Below are 24,165 nucleotides of genomic sequence, written 5' to 3' on the forward strand. Positions count from 1 at the left end.
CATCGCGGGCAAGCCTTGCTCCCACAGAAGCTATCAGCGCACGGCACTGACGCCATCGAGTGTGGAAAACGACGTGTCCTTGGCCGTCAGCAAAAAATCGCGCATGTACGGCGCGTCGAGCATGTCGGTGCGCACCGCCGCGTACAGCGTGGCAAACAAGCCTTTCTCTCCCAGCCGCTTGGCCTTCACGTAGCCCCGCGAGCTGTATTCATGCAGGGCCCAGTGCGGCATGCCGCAGACGCCGCGGCCGCTGGCCACCAGTTGCATCATCATCACCGTCAGTTCAGAGGTACGCACCTGGGCCGGTTCAATGTCGGCCGGTTCCAGGAAACGGGTGAAGATATCCAGTCGGTCGCGCTCCACCGGGTAGGTGATCAGGGTTTCGCTGATCAGGTCCTCGGGGACGATGTACGCCTTGCCCGCCAGTCGATGCTGGTTGGCCACGGCGAGCATCGCCTCGTAGGTGAACAATGGCACGTAGGTGATGCCGGCCAGCTCCAGCGGGTCGGAGGTCACCACCAGGTCGAGGTCGCCCCGGGCCAAGGCTGGCAACGGCGCGAAGGCGAAGCCCGAGGCCAGGTCCAGTTCGACTTCCGGCCAGGCATCGCGGAACTGGTCGATGGTCGGCATCAACCATTGGAAGCAGCTATGGCACTCGATGGCCATGTGCAGCCGTCCGGCGGTGCCGCCAGCCAGGCGGGCGATGTCCCGTTCGGCACCGCGCAGCAAGGGCAGGGCGGCATCGGCCAGTTGCAACAGGCGCAGGCCGGCACTGGTGAACCGTACCGGCTTGGTCTTGCGCACGAACAACTGCATGCCCAGGCGCTCTTCCAGTTCCTTGAACTGGTGGGAGAGGGCGGACTGGGTCAGGTGCAGGCGTTCGGCGGCTTCGACCAGGCTGTCGGCTTCGCGCAGGGCGTGCAGGGTCTTGAGGTGACGGAGTTCAAGCACCGGAGTTGCTCCATGAGTAAAACTTGTGATCAACACGAAAAGGTTGAGTTTGTCTCATGTAGGGTCAACTGTCGACAATGGCGCCATCTTTTATAGGAGGACGCACACCATGGCCCTGGCCCACACCCTCGGTTTTCCCCGCATCGGCGCCGACCGCGAACTGAAGAAAGCCCTCGAAGCCTACTGGAAGGGCGACCTGGCCCCGGCCGCGCTGCAAGCGGTGGGGCGCGAACTGCGGGCCCGGCACTGGCAACTGCAGAAAGACGCCGGCATCGACCTGCTGCCCGTCGGCGACTTTGCCTGGTACGACCAGGTGCTCAGTCACTCCTTGACCCTGGGCGCCGTTCCTCAGCGTTTCCACAGCACCTTGAATGCCCAGGGCCGGCCCACCCTCGACACCCTGTTCGCCATGGCCCGTGGCGCCACGACCAGTTGCTGCGGTGCCGACCACGGCCAGGCGCAATACGCCCAGGAGCTGACCAAGTGGTTCGACACCAACTACCACTACCTGGTCCCGGAGTTTTCCGCCGACCAGACCTTCGCCCTGAGCTGGGAACAGTTGTTCGACGAAGTGGACGAAGCCCATGCCTTGGGCCACCAGATCAAGCCGGTGATCATCGGTCCGTTGACCTACTTGTGGCTGGGCAAGGCCAAGGGCGCGGCGTTCGACAAGCTCGACCTGTTGGAGCGCCTGCTGCCGGTCTACGGGGAAATCCTCAACCGCCTCAAGGCCCAGGGCGTGGAATGGGTGCAGATCGACGAACCGATCCTCACACTCGACTTGCCTCAAGCCTGGAGGAACGCTTTCGAGCGGGCTTATCACATTCTCCAGTACTCGCCGTTGAAAAAACTCGTGGCCACCTATTTCAGTGGCCTGCAAGACAACCTCGGCCTGGCGGTGAGCCTGCCGGTGGACGGCTTGCACATCGACGCGGTACGTGACCCGGAACAACTGGGCCAGGTGCTGGACCGCCTGCCGACCTACAAGATTCTCTCGGTGGGCCTGGTCAACGGTCGCAACGTCTGGCGCTGCGAACTGGAACAGGCGCTGGCGCAATTGCAACCGGCCCAGGAGCGCTTTGGCGACAACCTCTGGGTCAGCACCTCGTGCTCGCTGCTGCACAGCCCGGTGGACCTGGAGCGCGAAGACCGCCTCGATCCGGAACTCAAAAGCTGGCTCGCCTTTGCCGTGCAGAAGTGTGGTGAAGTCGCGGTGCTGCGCGATGCCCTGAACGATCCACAGGCCCCTGCTGTGCAACAGGCCTTGGCCGCCAGCCGCGAGGTGCAGGCCAGTCGCGCGAGCTCGGCGCGCATTCACAAACCCGCGGTCCAGGCGCGCCTGGCGGCAATCGGGCCACAGGACAGCCAGCGGCGTTCGCCGTTTGCCAAACGCATCGAACGCCAGCGCGCCCGTCTGAAACTGCCGGCCTTTCCCACCACCACCATCGGCTCCTTCCCACAGACCCCGGCCATTCGCCTGGCCCGTCAGGCCTACAAACAGGGCAAATTGTCGGCCAACGACTATCAGGATGCCATGCACACCGAGATCCGCCATGCCGTGCAGATCCAGGAGCGCCTGGGCCTGGATGTGCTGGTGCACGGTGAAGCCGAACGCAACGACATGGTCGAATACTTCGCCGAGCAACTGGACGGCTATGTCTTCACCCGTTTCGGTTGGGTGCAGAGCTACGGTTCGCGCTGCGTGAAACCGGCGATTATCTATGGCGACATCAGTCGGCCGAACGCCATGACCGTCGACTGGATCCGCTACGCGCAAAGCCTGACCGACAAAGTCATGAAAGGCATGCTCACCGGCCCCGTGACCATGCTGATGTGGTCGTTCCCCCGCGAAGACGTGTCGCGCCAGGTCCAGGCGCAACAACTGGCCCTGGCCCTGCGCGACGAAGTGCTGGACCTGGAAAAAGCCGGGATCAAGATTGTGCAGATCGACGAGGCGGCGTTCCGCGAAGGGTTGCCGTTGCGTCGCGGACAATGGCAGGCCTACCTGGACTGGGCCGTGGACGCTTTCCGCTTGTGCGCGTCGGGGGTGGCGGATGAAACCCAGATCCATACCCACATGTGCTACAGCGAATTCAATGACGTGATCAAGGCCATTGCCGACATGGACGCCGATGTCATCACCATCGAGACTTCGCGTTCGGACATGGAGTTGCTGGAGGCTTTCGAGGCGTTCGACTACCCGAACGACATCGGCCCGGGCGTCTACGACATCCACTCGCCACGGGTGCCGGACACCGCCGAGATGGTTGCGCTGATGAGCAAGGCGGTAAAACGGATCGCCGCCGAGCGGCTGTGGATCAACCCCGACTGCGGGCTGAAAACCCGAGGCTGGCCGGAAACGGAAGCGGCACTGGTGAACATGGTGGCGGCGGCGCGGCAGTTGCGTAGCCAACTGGCCTGAAGCTGACGCCTTGAGCGGGGATCTGTGGGAGCAAAGCTTGCTCGCGATGAAGCCAACGCGATTTCTCTGGAATCGAGGTGCCTGTATCGCGAGCAAGCTTTGCTCCCACAGATACATCCTTTCCCACAGATACATCCTTCGCGCAGGAGACCACTCGGCAATCTTCATCAAACTGTCACGCAACTGTGGCAGCGCGCTTGAACAAACTTCATCAGACTCGCGCTCTACTGGGGTTCTGCGTTTCGGTGTTTCTTCATGCGTGTATTCATTTTCCTGGCCGCGTTGTTTTTCGGCCTGCCGTCGATGGCGGCTTCTCGGTGTGACATCAATGTTGCGACCCAGCGGGTCGATCTGGATCAGGTGAGCCTGGCCTACCAGAGCGTTGGCCGTGCCTCGGATCCGGCGCTGTTGCTGGTGATGGGCCTGGGTGGGCAGTTGATCCATTGGCCGGACGAAGTGGTGGTCGCCCTGTGCGAGCAGGGTTTCCGGGTGATCCGCTACGACAACCGCGACGTCGGCCTGTCCACGTGGCGCCAGGCCCCCGGCAGCGCCAACCTGACCTTCGAAGCCCTGCGCTATAAACTCGGCTTGCCCGTGGTTGCGCCGTATACCTTGACCGACATGGCCGACGACGGGTTGGGGTTGATGGATGCCTTGCAGGTGCACAGCTTTCACGTATTGGGCGTGAGCATGGGCGGGATGATCGCCCAGCACATGGCCGCCATGGCGCCGCAGCGGGTCGAAAGCCTGACCCTGATCATGAGCAGTTCCGGTGCCGAAGGCTTGCCCGCACCCAGCGCCGCACTGGTGCAGTTGCTGTCGCGGCGCAGTGCACCGAATCGCGAAGCGGCCTTGCAGCAACAGGCCGATCTGCTGGCTGCGTTGGGCAGCCCGATGGTGGCGGATGATCGCCAGGTATTGCTGCATCAGGCCGCCGTGGCCTACGACCGGGCCTTCAACCCTGAAGGCGTGAAGCGCCAGATCATGGCGATCATGGCCGAGCCGAGTCGGGTGGCACTGCTCAATCAACTGCGGGTGCCGACCCTGGTGGTCCACGGCACCGCCGACCCTTTGCTGCCGGTGATGCACGGCGTGCATCTGGCGGCGCACATCCAAGGCAGCCAGTTGAAGCTGATCCCGGGCCTGGCCCATCGTTTCCAGGAGGCGTTCAAGGCGCCGTTGCTGGGGGCCGTGTTGCCGTATCTGCAGCAGCACCGCGAGGACACGTCGCACTGGGCGCAGATCGAACCGGTGCAGGCGCCTAATCTGCTCTGATAATCCTGATGGCTTGAGGCCTGCCCGGCTTTTGTGGCGAGGGGATTTGTGGGAGCAAAGCATGCTCGCGAAACAGCCACCTCGATCTCTGAGAGACCGCGTCGCCTTCATCGCGGGCAAGCCTTGCTCCCACAGGACCGCGCCCGTGCCTGCTCCACCAACCACCCCATCAATTCCTGCAACGGCCCTGACACCTGGGGTTTGTGCGGGTGCACCAGGTGATAACCCAGCCCGGTCTTGACCTTCAGTTCGAACGGCATCACCAGCCGGCCGGCGCTCAAGTCGTCGCCGATCAGCGACCAGTCGCCAATCGCCACGCCCGTGCCTTGGGAAGCCATGGACATCGCCAGGTCCAGGGTTTCGAAATGCTGGCCTTTGCTGACATTGCTCAAGTGCACATCGGCTGCCTTCAGCCAGGTGTTCCAGTCGCGCTCGTCAAGGGCCGGGTGCAACAGCAGGTGGTGTTGCAGGTCGGCGGGTTCACGCAGTGGCACGGGACCTTCCAGGACCGGGCGGGAGCAGACGGGCGTCAGTTGTTCATCGAACAGAGGCAGGCACGCCAGCGAGGCGTCGGGTGGTGGGCCATAGACCACCGCAGCGTCGAAGGCTTCGCGCTGGAAATCCACACCGTGCCTGACCGTGGTGGTCAACTCCACCGGCACGTCCGGTCGCTCCTTCTGCCACTGCAACAGGCGCGGCAGCAGCCAGCGCATCACACAGGTCGGGGCCTTGAGTTGCAGGGTCTGGCGTTTTTCGCCGACCTGCTCGACCGCGTCCCCGATCAGGCTGAACACCTGCTGCACCCGTGGCAGCCACGCCTGGCCTTCGGCAGTCAGGCTCAGGCCGCGTGCCTGGCGCTGGAACAGCGCATAACCCAGATGATCTTCCAGCCCGGCGATCTGCCGGCTCACCGCGCCCTGGGTGATGTGCAGTTGTTCGGCGGCCCGGGTGAAGTTGCAGCATTGGGCCGTGATCAGAAACGTGTGCAGCGCCGGCAGCGGAGGAAGTCGTTTCATTTCGGATCCAAGCCATGACGTGAGGACATGGCGAGTATGACTTTTTATCCATTGTTGCCGCTATGGTCGGACCGTTCCAATAACGCCATTCCCAAGACAAAAAAGGGTCCCGCCGCAGGCTGTGCGAGGCCCTTTACACGACAAGAAAAAGGCAATGGCAATGGCAATGGCGACGTGCGGCGAAGTATTGGTCAAGTTACTCCAAGCGTATGGCGTGGAGCAGGTGTTCGGCATTCCTGGCGTGCACACCGTCGAGTTGTACCGCGGGCTGGCCCGTTCCAGCATCCGCCATGTGACCCCGCGTCATGAACAAGGCGCAGGTTTCATGGCCGACGGTTATGCCCGGGTCAGCGGCAAACCCGGCGTGTGTTTCATCATCACCGGCCCCGGCATGACCAACATCACCACCGCCATGGGCCAGGCCTACGCCGATTCGATCCCGATGCTGGTGATCTCCAGCGTGCAGTCGCGCAGCCAGTTGGGTGGCGGACGCGGCAAGCTGCATGAACTGCCGAACCAGAGCGCGCTGGTGGGTGGGGTGGCGGCGTTTTCCCACACGCTGATGTCCGCCGCTGAATTGCCCGGCGTGCTGGCCCGGGCGTTTGCCGTGTTCCAGGCCGGGCGCCCGCGGCCGGTGCACATTGAAATTCCGCTGGACGTTCTGGTCGAAGACGCCGATGCCTTGCTCGCCAGCATGCCGGTGAACATCAACCGCGCCGGTGCCGCGCCGGGTGCGGTCAAACAAATGGCCGGCTTGCTGGCGACGGCTCGGCGGCCTTTGATCCTGGCCGGTGGCGGGGCCATCGACGCAGCGGTTGAATTGACCGAACTGGCCGAACGTCTCGGCGCGCCCGTGGCGTTGACCATCAATGCCAAAGGCCTGTTGCCGTCCCAGCATCCGTTGCTGATCGGTTCCACCCAGAGCCTGGTCGCCACCCGCGCCTTGGTGGCCGAGGCGGATGTGGTGCTGGCCATCGGCACCGAACTGGCCGAGACCGATTACGACATTACTTTCGCTGGCGGCTTCGAGATTCCCGGCACGTTGTTGCGCATCGACATCGACCCGGACCAGACCGTGCGCAACTACCCGCCGCACCTGGCGCTGGTGGCCGACGCCCGTGTCGCCGCCCAGGCCGTGCTCGACGCCTTGAGCCAGCACCCCTTGGCCGAGCGCCGTGACGATTGGGGCACGACGCGTGCCGCCCGGTTGCGCGCGGATCTTCAAGGCAGTTGGGATGCCGCGACCCGCGCCCAGACTCTGTTTCTCGACACCGTCTTGCAAGCGCTGCCAGAGGCGGTGTTCGTTGGCGATTCCACCCAACCGGTGTACACCGGCAACCTGACCTTCAACCTGGAGCAACCGCGCCGCTGGTTCAATTCATCCACCGGCTACGGCACCCTCGGCTACGCCCTGCCGGCGGCCATCGGTGCCTGGCTCGGCGGCAAGGACCAGGGCCATGGTCGCCCGGCGGTGGTGTGTTTGATTGGCGACGGCGGGTTGCAGTTCACCCTGCCGGAACTGGCCAGCGCCGTGGAAGCGCGCACGCCGGTGATCGTGCTGCTGTGGAATAACCAGGGCTACGAAGAGATCAAGAAATACATGGTCAACCGCGCCATCGAACCGGTGGGCGTGGACATCTACACCCCGGATTTCATCGGTGTTGCCAAGGCCTTGGGCTGCGCTGCCGAAGCCATCGACGGCGTGGCGCAACTGCACGATGCGTTGCTCGCCGCTTGCGACCGGCAGGGCCCGACGCTGATCGAAATCGACCAGGCAACCTGGATGGCGCAGGTGTCGAAATGAATTTCCCTACGACGCAAGACGGGCTGTACATCAATGGTGAGTGGTTGGCCGGTGACCAACCGCTGCGGGTGATCAACCCGGCGACCGAAGCGCTGTTGACCACCGTTTATGGCGGCGATGAACGCGCCGTCGATCAGGCGTTGAACGCCGCGACCCAGGCTTTCACGCACTGGTCGAGCACCAGCGGCGCCGAGCGTGGCGCGATCCTGCGCCGGATTGCCACCGGGGTGCAGGCCGGCCGCGAGCGGTTGATGCAATTGCAATCGAGCAACAACGGCAAACCGTTGTTCGAAGCGACCATCGATGTCGACGATGTGGTCGCCACCTTCGAGTATTACGCCGAGTTGGCCGAAGGCCTGGACGCCCGGCAAGACAGTCCGTTGGCATTGCCCAGCGCTGATTTCAGCGCACGCCTGCGTCGCGAACCCTGCGGCGTGGTCGGCTTGATCGTGCCGTGGAATTTCCCGATGGTCACCACGGCCTGGAAACTCGCCCCGGCATTGGCTGCCGGCTGCTGCGTGGTGCTCAAACCCTCGGAGGTCACGCCGTTGCCGGAGCTGGAACTGGCCTCGATCATCGCCGGATGCGGTTTGCCCCACGGGGTATTCAACCTGGTCTGCGGCACGGGCCTGGCCGTTGGGGCGCCATTGGCGGCGGACCCGCGCGTGGCAAAGATTTCTTTCACCGGCAGCAATGCGGTGGGCGTGCAAGTGATGCAGCGGGCGGCGGAAACGGTGAAGGGCGTGAGCCTGGAACTGGGCGGCAAATCGTCTTTGCTGGTGCTGGCCGATGCCGACCTGGACCTGGCAGTGGAGCTGGCCTGTGGCGGCGGTTTCTTCAATGCCGGGCAGATGTGTTCGGCCACCAGTCGTGTGCTGGTCGCCGATGAACTGGCCGATGAGTTCCTGCAACGGCTCAAGACTCGCGCCGAGGCGATCCGCGTGGCCGACCCGTTTGACCCGGATGTGGAGATGGGCGCGCTGGTCAACCAGGCGCAATACCAGCGGGTACTGGGGCACATCGACCAAGGCTTGAGCGCCGGAGCGACGCTGGTGTGCGGTGGGCAGCGGCCCGCGCATCTGCCGCGCGGCTTTTTTTTACAGCCGACAATCTTCACCGACGTGCCCCTGGACAGTGCGTTGTGGTGCGAAGAGATCTTCGGGCCGGTGCTGTGTGTACGCCGTTTCAGCTCCCAGGCGCAGGCGATCGCCTTGGCTAACGACAGTCGTTTCGGCCTGGTGGCCAGCGTGGTCAGCCGTGATACGACGGCTGCCGAAGAGGTGGCCAACGCTTTGCAGGCAGGGCTGGTGTGGATCAACGCGCCCCAGGTGATTTTTCCCCAGGCGGCGTGGGGAGGTTACAAGCAGAGCAGTCTGGGTCGCGAATTGGGGCCTTGGGGACTGGCCGCGTTTCAGGAAATCAAGCATGTGATCCGGGCGGTCTGACGGCACGTTATCAGGTCACGCATGCCTCGAAAAAAGGCATGCGCCAGGAACATGGCTCCAATGAGTTTTTTTCGATAGTCAGGGATTTTGCACAACCTCAGGATGGCCGCAGGCGGCGGTCAAGCCCTTGTGGTACGGGGCTTTGCTCGACGTCGAACGGTGCGGGCGCAACGGTTTTTACCCACCTCATACTTAAAAGAATAAAGGGAGTCCTCCATGGGCGAGCATGATCTGAACAGACGTCAATTCATCAAGACTGCAAGTGTGGTTTCGGTAGCGGCGGCCGCCATGAGCGTGCCCTTCATCAGCGCCCGGGCCAGCGATACGCGGTTCGTCGGCAAGACCCTGCGCCTGCTCACCTGGTCCGATGACACCGGGCTGGCGGCGTTGCGCAACATCGCGGCCACCTTCGAGGCCAAGACCGGGGCCAAGGTCATTGCCGACCGCACCGGCAGTACCTCGGAGATGGTGGCCAAGCTCAAGGCCGGTGGTGACCGGCCGCAGTACGACATCATCACCCTGGCCGGCGTCGGCGCCGAGGGCCTGGCCGCCGCCGGGCTGTTGGAAAAACCCGACCTCAACCGCATTCCCAACCTGGCCGACGTGCCGGCGCAATACCGCACCGGCGCCGGCGGCCATGGCATCGGTTACCTGCTGTGGTGCAACAGCCTGGTCTACAGCACCCGGACCTTGAATCAGGCGCCGGACAGTTACGCCGCGCTTTGGGATGCGGAGCTGGCGCCGAACATCTTCCTGCCGCCGCCGAACTGGACCGAGGCCATGGACCTGATCATCATCGCCGCCAAGCTGGCCGGTGGTGATGAACACAACATCGAGCCCGGCTTCAAGAAACTCGCCGAGCTCAAGGACCGGGTGATAACCCTGGGGGAGAACCCGAACCAGATCGCCGAGTTGTTTCGCACCGGCTCCCTGGACATGGGCGGCTTGTACGCACCGGCGTTTTTCCCCAAGCAGATCCGCGACCCGGCCTACAGCCTGGGGGCGACGTTCGGCATGAAGGAAGGTTTCTACACCGACCTGATGCTCTCGGTCATGCCGAAAAACCGCCCGGGCGACACCGACCTGGCCTACGCCTTCATCGACCACTCTCTTGACCCGCTGGTGCAGGGCAAGATGGCCGAAGACATCTTCAACGGCCCGGTCAACGCCAAGGCCATCATCTCCAGCGAGGCGCGCAAGAGCCCCTACATCCTCACCCCGGAGCAAATCGCCGACAAAGCGATCATGCACGACAACGCCTTCCTGGCGACGGTGCATGACCAATGGATTCGCCGGTACACGGAAATCTTCTCTTCCTGAAACAACTGCTGGACACCGCCTGCCCGGCATAAGGAATTGAGGGGTACGCGGCCTCTGTGACCACCCGAGACCCAGTGTGGGAGCGAGCTTGCTCGCGGGGTGTGCATGGGTCTTTCGGCCCACCCGAGACCCAGTGTGGGAGCGAGCTTGCTCGCGATAGCGGTGGTTCAGTTGCTGGAGATGCTGACTGTGCCGCCTTCGCGAGCAGGCTCGCTCCCACAGGGAATTGGGTTGTTTTGAGATTGTGTTTGTTCTGTCGTTTTCCACTGACGAGATCTTGCCATGGAACACCTACCGTTAACCCATCACCAGAGTGTCGCGCCTATGCGTCCACCCCGGGAGATTTCCCCTACCCGCCGAGCCTGGCTGTTCCTGTCGCCATCGATGTTGTTTCTCGGTGTGCTGATCGCTGCCAGCCTGTTGGTGCTGCGCATGAGCGTCGGCACCAAGGGTGCGGAGTGGAGTGGGTTCAGCCTCGCCAGCTACGGGCAGTTGCTGGAGCCTTATTACCTCAAGTCCCTGCTGCTGACCTTGCGCCTTGCATTGATCAGCGCGGTGATCGCCGTGCTGCTGGCGATCCCCGTGGCCTACACCATGTCGCGCCTGGCCTCGCCGTTGTTGCGGCGGGTGTTCCTGGCGGCGGTGCTGTTGCCGCTGTTGGTCAACCTGCTGTTGCAAAGCTATGGCTGGCTGGTGATCCTCGGCCCTGCCGGAATGCTCAATCAGGCACTCATGGGCCTGGGTCTGATCAAGCGGCCGATCATGCTGCTGTACAACCAGAATGGTGTGTTGATGGGCCTGGTCCAGACGGCCTTCCCGCTGGCCGTGCTGCCTATCGCCAGCGCCATGCGTGGCGTGGCTCGCAGTTATGAAGAGGCCGCCGCCACCCTCGGCGCCAGCCGCTTCCAGGTGTTTCGCCAAGTGGTGCTGCCCATGAGCCTGCCGGGCATTATCACTGGCGCGACGCTGGTGTTTGCCTACAACGCCAGCAGCTTTGTCGTGCCGCTGCTGTTGGGCGGTCGGCGGGTGCCGATGCTGGCGGTGATGGTCCACGACCAGATTGCCCCGTTGATGAACTGGCCCGCCGCGTCCGCCGCCGGGGTGGTGCTGATTGTCACCACGCTGATGATCATGACCCTGTCCGAATATTTCACTGGCCGTCGTCGGCGGATGCTGGAGGCTTCTCAATGAGTGCGTTGAGCAAAAAACGCCAGGCGCTGTTGCCCGGTGAAACCGGACGCACAGTGGGGCTGCTGTCGGGCTTCATCCTGTTGCTGGCGGTGCTGCCGATCCTGACCATGATCGTCATGTCCTTCAGCGGCGCGGCGAACCTGGACTTTCCGCCGAGCAGTTACAGCCTGCAATGGTATCGGGCGGCCTGGCACACCTTCGTATCGCCGGATGCCAGCGACGTGCTGAGCCTGGGCCAGGCCATGGGCACCAGTTTGTGGGTGGCGTGCCTGACGATGATATTCGCCACGCTGATCGCGGTGCCGGCGGCCTACGCGCTGACCCGTTGCGAGTTCCGTGGCAAGGCCGTCGCGTTGCAACTGATGTCGCTGCCGCTGGTGTTTCCCATGGTGGTGTTGGGGTTGGCGCTGCTGCTGGTGTTCGACAGCCTGCCGTTCCAGATAACCACCTCGCGGCTGGTCATTGCCCACGTGATCCTCGCCTTGCCGTTCGTGGTGAAGAACTGCACCGCCGCCATGCTCGGCATCGGTAGCGAAGTCGAAGAAGCCGCGCGAATGCTCGGGGCGACACCACGGCGGGCCATCGTCGATGTGGTCGTGCCGTTGATGAAGTCGGGGATCCTTGCCGGGATGCTGCTGGCGTTCATTGTCTCGTTCAACGAATTCACCGTGACCTATTTCCTCTACACCATCGATGTCATGACCGTGCCGATCTGGATGTACAGCCGCACCGTGTCATCGCTGGACCCCACTGTTTTTTCGTTTGCCGTGCTCATCGTGCTGATCGACTTCGTGCTGATCTGGGCGTTGGAGAAACTGGTGGGCGAGGGCGGCGTTTCCTTTTGATTTCGAGGTGAAGACATGACTGGACTGATATTGGAAAACGTCGAGAAACATTACGGCTCGGCCTGCGCGGTCACGGACGTGAACCTGCATTTGCCCGAGGGCAAACTGGTGTGTTTTCTCGGGCCTTCGGGCTGTGGCAAGACCACCTTGCTGCGCATGATCGCCGGCCTGGAAAGCCTCAGCGGCGGCGAAATCCGCCTGGATGGCCAAGACATCGGCCACACCCCGGCGCACCTGCGCAACTTCGGCATGGTGTTTCAATCGTTGGCCTTGTTTCCCCACATGACCGTCGGCGAGAACATCGCCTATCCGCTGAAGCTGCGGGGCGTGGGCAAGGCCGAGCAACAGGCGCGGGTGGTGGAGTTGCTGGAACTGATCCAGCTCCAGGCGATGATCGACCGGCCCGTGGCGAAACTGTCCGGCGGCCAGCGCCAGCGCGTGGCGATTGCCCGTGCCATTGCCGCCCGACCGAAGATCCTCTTGCTGGACGAACCGCTGTCGGCCCTGGACGCCAAGTTGCGCGAGTCGATGCAAGTGGAAATCCGCCAACTGCAACAGCGGTTGAACATCACCACCATTTTGGTGACCCATGATCAGCGCGAAGCCATGACCATGGCCGACATCGTCGTGGTGCTGGGGGAACATCGGGTGCAACAGGTCGGTACGCCGATCGAGATCTACCGGCACCCAGCCAATGAATTCGTCGCCGACTTCATCGGCTCAGGCAACATTTTTCCGGCGACCACCCTGGGCAACGGACGGGTCGGGCTGCCGGGCGGGGACACGCTGGACGTGCCGGCCAGCCATAGCGTCATCGCTGGCGAGAAGATCAAGTTGCTGGTGCGCCCCGAAGACCTGCAACTGTCCTCGCCCCAGGCCACGGCGGGTAACCGGTTGCAGGGTAAGGTGACGTTCGTGCGGGACATCGGCGCGACCGTCGAGACCACGGTGGAATGTTCTGGGATCTCGTTCACGGCGCTGAGCACGCCTTGCCAGGGCATGGACCTGGGGATTGGGCATACGGTGTCGGTGACCATACCGGCGCAGGCGTGTCGGTTGCTCGGTGCCTGAGTTCATCATCTTGAGAGATAAGTTGTCTTGACTGGCGCTTTCGCGAGCAAGCCCGCTCCCACAGGGGATCTTCAGTGAACACAGATTCTTTGTTCACAACCGATCAAATGTGGGAGCGGGCTTGCTCGCGAAGAGGCCGGAAAAAGCTACACACACTTCAGGTCAAACGGTCATCCGCAACCGCGCCAGATCCCGCAACGGCGGTGCGCCGAACAACCGGCTGTACTCGCGGCTGAACTGCGAAGGGCTTTCATAACCCACCCGATACCCCGCCGCCGAGGCCTCCAGCCCTTCGGCGAGCATCAGCCGGCGGGCTTCCTGCAGGCGCAGTTGTTTCTGGTATTGCAGCGGGCTCATGGCGGTCATGGCCTTGAAGCGGTGATGCAGGGTCGAGACGCTGAGGTTCACTTCCCGGGCCAGGTCATCGATGCGCAGTGGCTGTTCGAAATGGCCGTTGAGCCATTTGATCGCCTGGCTGATGCGATGGCTCTGGCTGTTGGCGATGGCGATTTCGTACAGCCGATAGCCCTGGGGACTGCGCAACAGGCGATAGAGGATTTCCCGGCGCACCAGCGGGGCGAGCATGGCGATGTCTTTCGGCGTATCGAGCAGCCGCGCCAGGCGCAGTACGGCGTCGAGCATCGGCGTGTCCAGGCGTTCGACGTACAGCCCGCGCCCAGCGGGGCGGGTCGGCACGCCCAAGGGGCCGGCATCGGCGATCAACGCGGTGATTTCCGCCGGGTCGATGTCCAGGCGCAGGGCCAGGATCGGCTGCTCGGGCGAAACGTCGGCAATGCAACCACTCAACGGCATCGACACCGAGACCACCAGGTAATGGAGCGGGTCATAGTTGAAGAACTCATCCGCCAGGCGCACCTGTTTGCTGCCCTGGGCCATGATGCACAGCGCCGGTTGCGCCAACACCGGGGCGAACTTATGCGGCTGGCTGTGCCGTGACAGGTTCAGCGAGCCGATGGCCGTGGCGTAGCTGCCGTCTTCGCTGGTGTTGCGGTCGATGATCGACGCCAGTTCGGCGCGCTGTTGTTCCAGGTACGTGTCCAGCGGGACGTGGGCGTGGTCGAGTGGCGACATGCCGGGATCCTCAGGCGATAGGGAGCGATGAACAAAAGCTTATGTTTGTGCAAGGCGCAGCGGTAGCAACATCCTGTTGAAAGCTTGCCTGATCCTGCACGGCGCAAGGGGCCATGACGCTGCAATGCTGTGGAAACTTGCTTGAAACCTTTTGTTTCAACTTCCTCGGTTCCAGCCCTGTTCGTGTCGAATTTTGTGACGTCGATGCGCAGGATTGTGCAATGGGTCGGCAGGATCCGACTAACGAAGCTGGCGTCGTGGCGCTTAACCTTTGATCCTGTCGCAGCCTGTCCCCGGCTGCACCACGGATTACCTGGGAGGGTTGAACATGACTACACAGATCCCCGTCAGCCACATGGCTTTCGTCCGGGCCCGTGCCGGTTGCTCCAGGCAACTGGGGGCGCGCCTGAGTACGCTGATCGCGCCCTCGCGCCTGGCTCCCGGTTGCTTGCACTTTGCCTTGCAGCAATCGCAATGCGACGCTGATTTGTGGCTGGTGTCCGGGCTGTGGGTCAATCAGCCGTCGATGGACGCCTACTTCAATTCACCGGCCATGGCGATTTTCGCCGAGCTGGTGCAGGACCTGGTGGTGAGCAGCCTGGATTTCCACACCTTCTGGGAAGTCTCCGCCGCCCAGGCGACCGAAGGGTGTCGGGCGCAGGTACACAAACGGGTTGGTTGAAGGTTTAATGAGCGTCATTTTCCACCGCCAGGATGCACAACACATGGCACGTAAAGCCTTTGAAACCTTTGAAGCCGTTTCCGCAGTCGTTCCCAAGGAAGGCGGCGGCTACCATGCCGCCATTGCCACCAAGGCCATCGGCGGCTCAGGTGCGCCGCGCTTCAACAAGATCCTTGAAGAGCAGACCTTCGAGACCGCCGTCAAAGCCGATGAAGCGGCAGCCCTGCAGCTGACCCACCTCAAGGGTGTCGACGACGAGGGCGGGTTGGTCTGGAACCCATGAGACTAACGCTGTGGGAGCAAGGCTTGCCCGCGATGCAGGCAACGCGGTCTGTCTTGGGAACCGTGGTGTCTGCATCGCGGGCAAGCCTTGCTCCCACAGATAAGTGCTTTGCCACAAGGTGCAGTGTGCAACCTTCTATCGAGGGCGATGCATCTTGAACAACGCCTCAGGCCCCAACTGGAAATAATCCGCCGGCCCGCCACCGCGCAAGATCGGCTCGGCGGCGGCAGTGTCGTATACCCCATCCTTCAACAGCCACTGGGCGATATGCACGGCGACCACTTCGCCGAGGATCAGCCAGCTCGGCACCAGTCCTTTGTCCGCCCGTTGCAATTGAATGATCTGCGTGACCTTGCATTCGAAGGACACCGGGCTTTCGGCGACGCGCGGCACCTGGATCACCCGTGACGGGGCGGTCGTCAAACCCGCCAGTTCGAACTCATTGACCTCTGGCGCGACCATCGCGCAGCTCTGGTTCATCTGCTCGGCCAGCGGGCGGGTGGCCAGGTTCCAGGCGAATTCGCCGGTCTGTTCGATGTTGTTCAGGCTGTCTTTGCGCCCGACGCTGGAGAACCCAATGATCGGCGGAATGTAGTTGAACGCATTGAAGAAACTGTAGGGCGCCAGGTTCAGGCGGCCTTCGGCATCCTGGGACGAAATCCAGCCGATGGGGCGCGGGCCAACAATGGCGTTGAACGGGTCATGGGGCAGGCCGTGGCCGTTGGCGGGTTCGTAGAAATGGATGTCATCGGGCATGGCTGAAGAAGGTCCTGCAGTGGAGTTTCGAGGGATTTTGAGATAGTGCAGGGCCTCACTGTTTTTGTCAGCACCTTGGGGCCCTGTGGGAGCGGGCTTGCTCGCGAATGCGGTGGTACAGATACATAGATGTCGACTGACACACTGTCTTCGCGAGCAAGCCCGCTCCCACAATCTGATGAGTGGCGACAACAGAACCAGCGGCGGTCTTCCTTTTTCCATGTTCCATAAATAACTAAGCCCGGCCGAAGCCGGGCTGTAAGGGTGTCGTTATCGGATTAGCTGATGGCAGCAGTGTTAGTGCGATCGAAACCATCTTCAGCAACGGTAGCGCCGCCAGTGCGATCGAAGCCATCTTCAGCGACGGTGGCGCCGTTAGTGCGGTCGAAGCCATCAGCCGCAACAGTGGCAGCGCTAGTACGGTCATAACCGTCGGCGGCGATGGCCGAGCTGGTGCGGTCGAAACCGTCGGCAGCGAAGGTGTTGGCGGCCAGTACGGACAGGGTCAGGGCGATGATAAGTTTGGTTTTCATGGTCGTGCTCCAGAATGTTTGGCGTTAGGCGCCTTGGGTGTGGAGTTCATATTACGCTCGTTAATTTGATTAAAAAGCGCAAATAAATGCTTAAAGCTATCGATTAAATCGATCTATGTCGCGTTGCCGCAGAACGGTCAATGAGGCCCATTACCGGCGTATCGAATGGCGTTCTGTTGAGCGTGAGGATGGAAGACGGGCATTAACCAGAGATTAATGTCGGATAAATCTTTAGACCGGGAGCGAAAAAAAGGGGCGAACCTGTTCAGGTGCGCCCCTTTCTGTTTGTCCGACGTGGCTGTCAGTCGGTAACGATCCGCGAGTGTTTGCGGGTGTCTTTCATGGTGATGTACACCAGCAGCGACACGGCGATGCACGCCGTTACGTACCAGTAGTAGCCAGTTTCCATGCCGATGCTCTTGAACCACAGGGCGATGTATTCAGCGGTGCCGCCGAAGATCGACACAGTCAGTGCGTAGGGCAGGCCGACGCCCAGGGCGCGGATTTCGGTGGGGAACAGCTCGGCTTTCACCACGGCGTTGATCGAGGTGTAGCCGCTGACGATGATCAGCGCGGCCATGATCAGGAAGAACGCGCCCCACCAGGTCTGGATGGTGTGCAGGGTGGTGAGGATCGGCACGGTGAACAGGGTGCCGAGGATGCCGAAGGCAATCAGGATCGGCCGGCGGCCAATCTTGTCCGACAGCCCGCCGATCACCGGTTGCAGGCACATGAACAGGAACAGCGTGGCGGCGGAAATAGTGGTGGAGTCGGAGATGCTCATGCCGACCGTGTTCACCAGGTATTTCTGCATGTAGGTGGTGTAGGTGTAGAAGGCCAGGGTGCCGCCCATGGTCAGGCCGACCACAGTCATCAGCTCTTTTGGATGGCGCATCAAGGTGCGCATCGCGCTTTCCTTGGCTTTTTCCTTCTTGGTGAACGACTCGGTTTCTTCCATGCCGCGTCGCAGGTACAGCGCCACCACCGCACACAGCGCGCCGATGGCGAACGGGATGCGCCAGCCCCAGGCATACAGTTGTTCGGTGGTGAGGGTCTGTTGCAGCACGATCAACACGCCCAGGGCGATGAGCTGGCCGGAGATCAGGGTCACGTACTGGAAGCTGGAGAAGAAGCCGCGACGTTCCTTGGTCGCCATCTCGCTCAGGTAGGTCGCCGAGGTGCCGTACTCGCCACCCACCGACAGGCCTTGGAGCAGGCGGGCAAACACCAGCAGGATCGGTGCGCCGACGCCGATGGTTTCGTAGCTCGGGCTCAAGGCGATGATCAGCGAGCCGAAGCACATCAGGTACACCGAGGCCATCAACGCACGTTTGCGACCGGCACGGTCGGCGTACAGGCCCATCAACCACCCGCCGATCGGGCGCATCAGGAAGCCTACGGCGAAGATCGCGGCGGTGTTGAGCAATTGGGCGGTGGTGTCGCCCTTGGGGAAGAAGGCTTTGGCGAAGTACAACGAGAACGCGGCGTAGACGTACCAGTCATACCACTCGACCATGTTGCCGACCGAGCCGCTGAAGATCGACTTGATGCGGCTGGCGGTGGTTCTTTCACGGGCGGGCACGGCAGCCGACCCAAGGGGCAGGGCGTTGGAGTTGTCCATTGAAGGATCCTTCGTTTAATTGTTTTTGTGGAGCGCGTGTGGACGCAGCCTGACAGGGCTATAGCAGGAGCTGTGCCAGGTGGCAGAAGGCTGGTTTAGAGGGGGTTGTGGTGTTGCGTGAGCGGAACTCCGCTCATTGTGGCTGGGGGTGTGGGCGGGAATCCGCTTATGCAAGAGGATCGTTCCCACGCTCTGCGTGGGAATGCAGCCTGGGACGCTCCGCGTCCCTAGAAGCCGAACGCGGAGCGTCCGTAGCGGCGTTCCCACGCAGAGCGTGGGAACGATCGGCCGCAAAATTCGCGGCCCTACAAAAACATCTCCCGACTCAACCCATGCCGCTGCATCTTTTCATTGAAGGTGCGGCGCGGCAGTTGCAGTTCTTCGAGCACGGCTTTCACATCACCTTTGTGCCGAGTCAGGGCGGCGCGCAGGCATTGGGCTTCGAAGGCTTCCTGCTGGGCCGCGAGGGACTGGCCCGGCTCCGTCTCCAGGGCGGGCAGTTGGTCGAGCCCCAACACCTGGCGTTCGGCGACATTGGCCAGTTCCCGCACGTTGCCCGGCCAGTCGTGGCTGAGCAGGTGGCTCAACTGCGGGCCGCTCAGGGGCGCGGCGGAGCGGCCCAAGCGTTCGGCCGCACTGTGGGTGAAGTGTTCGAACAGCAAGGGAATGTCCTCGCGCCGTTCTCGCAGCGGCGGCAGGCGCAGCTCGGCGATGTTCAGGCGATAGGCCAGGTCTTCACGGAAACGCCCGGCCCGGGCTTCGTCCAACAGGTCGGGCTTGGTGGCGGCGATGATGCGCAGGTCCACCTGGATGCTCTGGTTGGAGCCCAGGCGTTCGAGCTTCTGTTCCTGCAACACCCGCAACAACTTGACCTGCTGGGCCAGGGGCATGCTCTCGATTTCGTCGAGAAACAGCGTGCCGCCGTCGGCGTATTCGAGCTTGCCGATGCGCTTGCCCTGGGCGCCGGTGAAGGCGCCGCTTTCATGGCCGAACAGCTCCGCCTCGAACAGCGCTTCGGGAATGGCTGCGCAGTTCAGCGCGACGAAGGGTTTGCTCGCCCTCGGGCCGAAGTCGTGCAGGCAACGGGCGACCAGTTCCTTGCCGCTGCCGGTTTCGCCGCGGATCAACACGTTGACTGGCAGTGCGGCGAGGTCCAGCACTTGGCGCCGCAGGTTTTGCAACGCACGGGAAACCCCCAGCAGCGTCCCATCGAGACGGGTCCGGGCGTCGGCCTGTTCATGCAGGCGACGGTTTTCCAGGACCAGGGTGCGCTTGTCCAGGGCCCGGCGCAGGCTGCCGAGCAGGGCTTCGGGGCTGAAGGGTTTTTCCAGGAAGTCGTAGGCACCGTCGCGCATGGCTTCCACGGCCATCGGCACGTCGCCGTGGCCGGTCAACAGAATCACCGGCAGGTCGGGATCGCGGCGGCGCACTTCGGCCAACAACTCCAGGCCGCTGAGGCCGGGCATGCGCACATCGCTGAGGATTACCCCGGGGAAATGCTCCGGCAACCGGGCCAGGCATTCATCGGCGCGGCTGAACAGCTGCACCTGGAACCCCGACAGGCTCAACCACTGCTCGACGGCACTGCGAATGCTGCCTTCGTCATCCACAACCATGACTGAATCAAGCATGCAGTTGCGGCTCCTGATCAATGGGCAAGGTCACGCAGAATACCGCGCCGTGCTCATGGTTGTCCGCCGTCAGCCGTCCACCGGATTCATGGATGATTGCAAACGAAACCGCCAGCCCCAGGCCCAGGCCGTCGCCCACCGCCTTGGTGGTGAAAAACGGATCGAACACCTGGGCCAGGTGTTCCTCGGCGATACCGGTGCCGCTGTCACTGACGGTCAGGCGCCACAATTGCTCATCGGCTTCCAGGCGCACTTCCAGGCGCTTGAGGGGTTGGTCGGCCATGGCGTCGAGGGCGTTGCGCAGCAGGTTGATCAACACCTGTTCGAGGCGGATCGCATCGCCGCGCACCCAGGCCGGTCGAGTCACGTGCAGCACGGTGCTGATCTGTTCGTCGCGCAGGCGTGTGTCCAGCAATTGCAGCGCCTGGTCGACCACCGCCGCCAGGTCGAGGCGTTCGCGCAGGCCGCTGGGGCTTTTGCGGGCAAAGGTCTTCAGGTGGCCGGTGAGGGCGGCCATGCGCGTCAGCATGTCGTCCACCGGCTTGAGGGCCTTGTAGGCGTCATCGACCCGCCCGTGATCGAGCAGCAAGCGCAGGGTCGCCAATTGCATGCGCTGGGCGGTCAAGGGCTGGTTGATTTCATGGGCCAGTGCCGCCGACATCTGCCCCAGTGCTGCCAGCTTGGCCGATTGCACCAGGCCGTCCTGGGCCGTGCGCAGATCCCGGGTACGTTCTTCGACCAACCGTTCAAGCTCTTCGCGGCTGCGCTGGCGCAATTTTGCCAGGCGCCAGCGCTGGTTGAGAAACAGCAGCAGGAACACCAGCGCCAGCCACGACCCGGCAGCCGCGAGCCCGGCATTACGTCGGTCTTCGAAGGCAATCTGCGGACGGCGCAGCAAGTGCAGCGTCCAGCCTTCGGCGGTCAGCGGCAAGGATTTCCACAGGTAGTCCGCCGAGCCATCGGGGGTCTCGACCCGGGCCAGATGGCTATTGTCGTCGAAGCGTCGCAGCGCTTCATAGGCCAGCGGTTGCAACGGTTGTTTGTCGTACTGACGGGTGGCCTTGAGCTCGGCGCGGTCGCTGTCGCTCAGCGGCTGCAAGTGGCGATAACGCCAGCCCGGGCGGTTGGCGATGAAGATGATGCCCCGGGCGTCGCTGACCAACAGCGTGTCGCTGCCCTGGCGCCATTCGCGCTCAAGCTCCGGAAATTCCAGCTTGACCACCATCGCGCCGAGGAACTCGCCGTTGTCGCCCGTCACGGCGCTGGAGAGAAAGTACCCCGGGATGCCGCTGGTCACGCCCACCGCATAAAAACGCCCGGTGCCCTGGGTGCGGGTCTGGAGGAAATACGGACGAAAGCCATAGTTGTGCCCGACATAGCTGCTGGGCAGGCGCCAGTTGCTGGCCGCGACGGCCAGGCCGGTGTGGTCGAGCAATTCCAGGGTGGATGACTGGGCGGCGCCGTTGATCTGTTCCAGCTTGCGGTTCAACGCGTCCTGCTGCGCCGCGCTGACCGGCCCCTTGAGGGCCGAGCGCAACTCCGGGTCCAGCGCCAGCACGACGGGCAGGGCGCGGTAGCGTTCGATCAGGGTGTGCAGCGAAGTGGCGTACAGCGCCAACTGCTGGTTGGCACGACCGGCGTCTTCCTCCAGGGCCGCACGTTCGGCATGGCGCACGGCGAGGGTGGCGGCAACGGCCGCGCCGATGAGGATCAGCAAGGTGTACAACGACAGACGCAAGGTACGGGGAGTCGGCAGCATGCTGGCGTAAACCAGTGGAAAGTCGGGCGGGCACGATAGCATGGCGGTTGCGTCAAGCGATCATGTACTTCGAGCCTGCCGCAGATCCTGTGGGAGCGGGCTTGCTCGCGAAGAAGCCGGCACATTCAACATTGATGTCGGCTGGCCCACCGCTTTCGCGAGCAAGCCCGCTCCCACAGGGAATTGGCGGTGGGGCAGTTACTTGAATGCTGGATATAAACCATCGTGGCGAGGGAGCTTGCTCCCGCTCGGCTGCGCAGCAGTCGTAAAACCAGTCGGCCGATTTTTCCTGGAGTACTGGGTTGACTGGTTTGGGGCTGCTACGCAGCCCAGCGGGAGCAAGCTCCCTCGCCACAGGGTTGTGTAGGTATGGCTTTGGTGCCTGCATAAAAAAAGGCCGGTGGGCTTGTCGCCCCACCGGCCTTTTTCACCGCGCCAAAATGCCTGTTACTGCACTTCGACCGCCAGGCTGTCACTGATCTTCTTCTGCCAGATGGCAGGACCGGTGATGTGTACCGACTCGCCTTTGCTATCGACCGCAACGGTCACCGGCATGTCCTTGACCTCGAACTCGTAGATCGCTTCCATCCCCAGTTCGGCGAACGCCAGGACCTTGGATTTCTTGATCGCCTGGGCCACCAGGTAAGCGGCGCCGCCGACGGCCATCAGGTAGACAGCCTTGTTGTCCTTGATCGCTTCGATGGCGGTTGGGCCGCGCTCGGATTTGCCGATCATGCCCAACAGGCCGGTCTGCTCGAGGATCTGGCGGGTGAACTTGTCCATCCGCGTGGCGGTGGTCGGGCCGGCTGGGCCGACGACTTCTTCGCCTACCGGGTCGACCGGGCCGACGTAGTAGATGAAGCGGCCCTTGAGGTCCACCGGCAAGGTTTCACCCTTGTTCAGCATCTCGACCATGCGCTTGTGCGCGGCATCGCGGCCGGTGAGCATCTTGCCGTTGAGCAGCACGGTTTCGCCCGGTTTCCAGCTCTGCACGTCTTCCGGGGTCAGGGTGTCGAGGTTGACGCGACGGGCCGACGGGCCGGCTTCCCAGACGATTTCCGGGTAGGCGTCCAACGGTGGCGCTTCCAGCGACGCCGGGCCAGTGCCGTCCAGCACGAAGTGGGCGTGACGGGTGGCGGCGCAGTTGGGGATCATGCACACCGGCAGGGAGGCGGCGTGGGTCGGGTAGTCCATGATCTTCACGTCGAGCACGGTGGTCAGGCCACCCAGGCCCTGGGCGCCGATGCCCAGTTGGTTGACCTTCTCGAACAGCTCCAGGCGCATCTCTTCGATACGGTTCTGCGGGCCGCGAGCCTTGAGCTCGTGGATGTCGATGGATTCCATCAACACTTCCTTGGCCATGACCGCGGCTTTCTCGGCGGTGCCGCCGATGCCGATGCCGAGCATGCCCGGTGGGCACCAGCCGGCGCCCATGGTCGGAACGGTTTTCAACACCCAGTCAACGATGGAGTCGGACGGGTTGAGCATCGCCATCTTCGACTTGTTCTCGGAGCCGCCGCCCTTGGCCGCCACGTCCACTTCCACGGTGTTGCCCGGGACGATGGAGTAGTGGATGACCGCCGGGGTGTTGTCCTTGGTGTTTTTGCGTGCGCCTGCCGGGTCGGCGAGGATGGAGGCACGCAGGACGTTTTCCGGCAGGTTGTAGGCGCGACGCACGCCCTCGTTGATCATGTCGTCCAGGCTCATGGTCGCGCCATCCCAACGCACGTCCATGCCCACGCGCACGAACACGGTCACGATGCCGGTGTCCTGGCAGATCGGCCGATGGCCGGTGGCGCACATGCGCGAGTTGATCAGGATCTGCGCCATGGAGTCACGGGCTGCCGGCGATTCTTCGCGCAGATAGGCCTCGTGCATCGCCTGGATGAAATCCACGGGGTGGTAGTAGGAAATGAACTGCAAAGCGTCAGCAACGCTCTGTATCAGGTCATCTTGCTTGATCACGGTCATGAGTCGCGCTCCTCTCTAAAGACGGGAACATTCAATAAGGTGCCGGCCGCTTGGGTGCATCGGTCGACGGACGGCACCTCTATAAGGCACGCCGGGCATGCTGGCGCGACGCTAAAAAGGCGCGGCAGTATATCGCAGGCCGGCCCCCTGTGGGAGCGAGCTGTGAGAGCAAGGCTGTGGGAGCAAAGCTTCTGTGGGGGCAAGGCTTCTGTGGGAGCAAGGCTTGCCCGCGATGAAGACAACGCGGTCTCCCGGGGAATCGAGGCGCCTGCATCGCGAGCAAGCTTTGCTCCCACAGAAGCTTTGTTCCCACAGAAACCTTGCTCCCACAGCCCAACAGGGCGATGTGCAGGCTATGTGTCAGGCCTCAAACCACTGCGTCAATCTAGGCCATTGCTTTGACGCCATTTTTCTGCTCCAGAATTGAATGGTCATTTGTCCTACACGCCACTAAAGTGGCGTCTGGCCTGTAGCGTAGGACGCCTCCTGTCAGTTTC

The 24,165-nt window shown here is 62.8% G+C and carries 19 protein-coding genes; 10 read left to right on the forward strand and 9 right to left on the reverse strand.

Annotated elements, in window-relative coordinates; translation table 11 throughout:
- Positions 1-33: 33 nt before the first annotated feature.
- Positions 34-951, reverse strand: coding sequence for a transcriptional regulator MetR (gene metR, locus CFII68_RS16805; RefSeq protein ID WP_003205167.1), 918 nt, complete (start codon positions 949-951; stop codon positions 34-36).
- A gap of 109 nt (positions 952-1,060) precedes the next feature.
- Between metR and metE the strand changes: the two genes are divergently transcribed.
- Both metE and CFII68_RS16795 read left to right on the forward strand, forming a co-directional pair.
- The gene (gene metE / locus CFII68_RS16800) at positions 1,061-3,373 is read left to right on the forward strand and encodes a 5-methyltetrahydropteroyltriglutamate--homocysteine S-methyltransferase (RefSeq protein ID WP_018605592.1); all 2,313 of its coding nucleotides are present in this window, start codon (positions 1,061-1,063) and stop codon (positions 3,371-3,373) included.
- A gap of 255 nt (positions 3,374-3,628) precedes the next feature.
- Positions 3,629-4,648: an alpha/beta fold hydrolase gene (locus CFII68_RS16795; protein WP_018605594.1), complete on the forward strand. Its 1,020-nt coding sequence runs from the start codon at positions 3,629-3,631 to the stop codon at positions 4,646-4,648.
- Between the two features lie 107 nt (positions 4,649-4,755).
- On the opposite strand, the gene CFII68_RS16790 is transcribed toward CFII68_RS16795, so the two are convergent.
- Positions 4,756-5,664 carry a LysR substrate-binding domain-containing protein gene (locus tag CFII68_RS16790; RefSeq protein ID WP_018605596.1) on the reverse strand — a complete coding sequence of 303 codons (909 nt, stop codon included), beginning with the start codon at positions 5,662-5,664 and terminating at the stop codon, positions 4,756-4,758.
- Positions 5,665-5,830: 166 nt separating this feature from the next.
- Between CFII68_RS16790 and CFII68_RS16785 the strand changes: the two genes are divergently transcribed.
- From CFII68_RS16785 to CFII68_RS16760, 6 genes are all read left to right on the forward strand, one after another.
- Complete coding sequence (locus CFII68_RS16785; protein WP_018605598.1) at positions 5,831-7,468, forward strand: 5-guanidino-2-oxopentanoate decarboxylase; 1,638 nt, start codon at positions 5,831-5,833, stop codon at positions 7,466-7,468.
- Positions 7,465-8,913, forward strand: a complete 1,449-nt coding sequence (locus CFII68_RS16780; RefSeq protein ID WP_018605600.1) for an aldehyde dehydrogenase family protein — start codon at positions 7,465-7,467, stop codon at positions 8,911-8,913. The genes CFII68_RS16785 and CFII68_RS16780 overlap by 4 nt, the downstream gene beginning before the upstream one ends.
- Positions 8,914-9,129: 216 nt before the next feature.
- On the forward strand, positions 9,130-10,233 hold the full coding sequence (locus CFII68_RS16775; RefSeq protein ID WP_018605602.1) for an ABC transporter substrate-binding protein: 1,104 nt from the start codon (positions 9,130-9,132) through the stop codon (positions 10,231-10,233).
- A 282-nt stretch (positions 10,234-10,515) separates the two neighbouring features.
- Complete coding sequence (locus CFII68_RS16770; RefSeq protein ID WP_003205151.1) at positions 10,516-11,424, forward strand: ABC transporter permease; 909 nt, start codon at positions 10,516-10,518, stop codon at positions 11,422-11,424.
- Positions 11,421-12,269, forward strand: coding sequence for an ABC transporter permease (locus CFII68_RS16765; protein ID WP_018605605.1), 849 nt, complete (start codon positions 11,421-11,423; stop codon positions 12,267-12,269). Before CFII68_RS16770 ends, CFII68_RS16765 begins: the two co-directional genes overlap by 4 nt.
- A gap of 15 nt (positions 12,270-12,284) precedes the next feature.
- The gene (locus tag CFII68_RS16760; protein ID WP_018605606.1) at positions 12,285-13,340 is read left to right on the forward strand and encodes an ABC transporter ATP-binding protein; all 1,056 of its coding nucleotides are present in this window, start codon (positions 12,285-12,287) and stop codon (positions 13,338-13,340) included.
- Positions 13,341-13,502: 162 nt separating this feature from the next.
- Here the strand turns inward: CFII68_RS16760 and CFII68_RS16755 are convergent, their stop codons facing one another.
- Positions 13,503-14,432, reverse strand: a complete 930-nt coding sequence (locus CFII68_RS16755) for an AraC family transcriptional regulator (RefSeq protein WP_018605609.1) — start codon at positions 14,430-14,432, stop codon at positions 13,503-13,505.
- Between the two features lie 328 nt (positions 14,433-14,760).
- Between CFII68_RS16755 and CFII68_RS16750 the strand changes: the two genes are divergently transcribed.
- Both CFII68_RS16750 and CFII68_RS16745 read left to right on the forward strand, forming a co-directional pair.
- Positions 14,761-15,114, forward strand: a complete 354-nt coding sequence (locus CFII68_RS16750) for a putative quinol monooxygenase (RefSeq protein ID WP_018605611.1) — start codon at positions 14,761-14,763, stop codon at positions 15,112-15,114.
- 43 nt (positions 15,115-15,157) lie between these two features.
- On the forward strand, positions 15,158-15,397 hold the full coding sequence (locus CFII68_RS16745; RefSeq protein WP_018605612.1) for a hypothetical protein: 240 nt from the start codon (positions 15,158-15,160) through the stop codon (positions 15,395-15,397).
- A gap of 135 nt (positions 15,398-15,532) precedes the next feature.
- Here the strand turns inward: CFII68_RS16745 and CFII68_RS16740 are convergent, their stop codons facing one another.
- The 6 genes from CFII68_RS16740 to CFII68_RS16715 all read right to left on the reverse strand — a co-directional run bounded on the left by CFII68_RS16740 (position 15,533) and on the right by CFII68_RS16715 (position 23,668).
- The gene (locus CFII68_RS16740; RefSeq protein ID WP_018605614.1) at positions 15,533-16,153 is read right to left on the reverse strand and encodes a flavin reductase family protein; all 621 of its coding nucleotides are present in this window, start codon (positions 16,151-16,153) and stop codon (positions 15,533-15,535) included.
- A 278-nt stretch (positions 16,154-16,431) separates the two neighbouring features.
- The gene (locus tag CFII68_RS16735; RefSeq protein WP_018605616.1) at positions 16,432-16,686 is read right to left on the reverse strand and encodes a hypothetical protein; all 255 of its coding nucleotides are present in this window, start codon (positions 16,684-16,686) and stop codon (positions 16,432-16,434) included.
- A gap of 301 nt (positions 16,687-16,987) precedes the next feature.
- Positions 16,988-18,307 carry an MFS transporter gene (locus tag CFII68_RS16730; RefSeq protein ID WP_018605618.1) on the reverse strand — a complete coding sequence of 440 codons (1,320 nt, stop codon included), beginning with the start codon at positions 18,305-18,307 and terminating at the stop codon, positions 16,988-16,990.
- 305 nt (positions 18,308-18,612) lie between these two features.
- On the reverse strand, positions 18,613-19,938 hold the full coding sequence (locus tag CFII68_RS16725; protein WP_018605620.1) for a sigma-54 dependent transcriptional regulator: 1,326 nt from the start codon (positions 19,936-19,938) through the stop codon (positions 18,613-18,615).
- Entirely contained in the window at positions 19,931-21,697 is a 1,767-nt protein-coding gene (locus CFII68_RS16720; protein ID WP_033062592.1) for an ATP-binding protein, read from the reverse strand. Before CFII68_RS16720 ends, CFII68_RS16725 begins: the two co-directional genes overlap by 8 nt.
- 447 nt (positions 21,698-22,144) lie before the next feature.
- Complete coding sequence (locus tag CFII68_RS16715) at positions 22,145-23,668, reverse strand: fumarate hydratase (RefSeq protein WP_018605625.1); 1,524 nt, start codon at positions 23,666-23,668, stop codon at positions 22,145-22,147.
- Positions 23,669-24,165 lie beyond the last annotated feature (497 nt).

The organism is Pseudomonas sp. CFII68 (assembly GCF_000416195.1).
GTDB lineage: Bacteria > Pseudomonadota > Gammaproteobacteria > Pseudomonadales > Pseudomonadaceae > Aquipseudomonas > Aquipseudomonas kilonensis.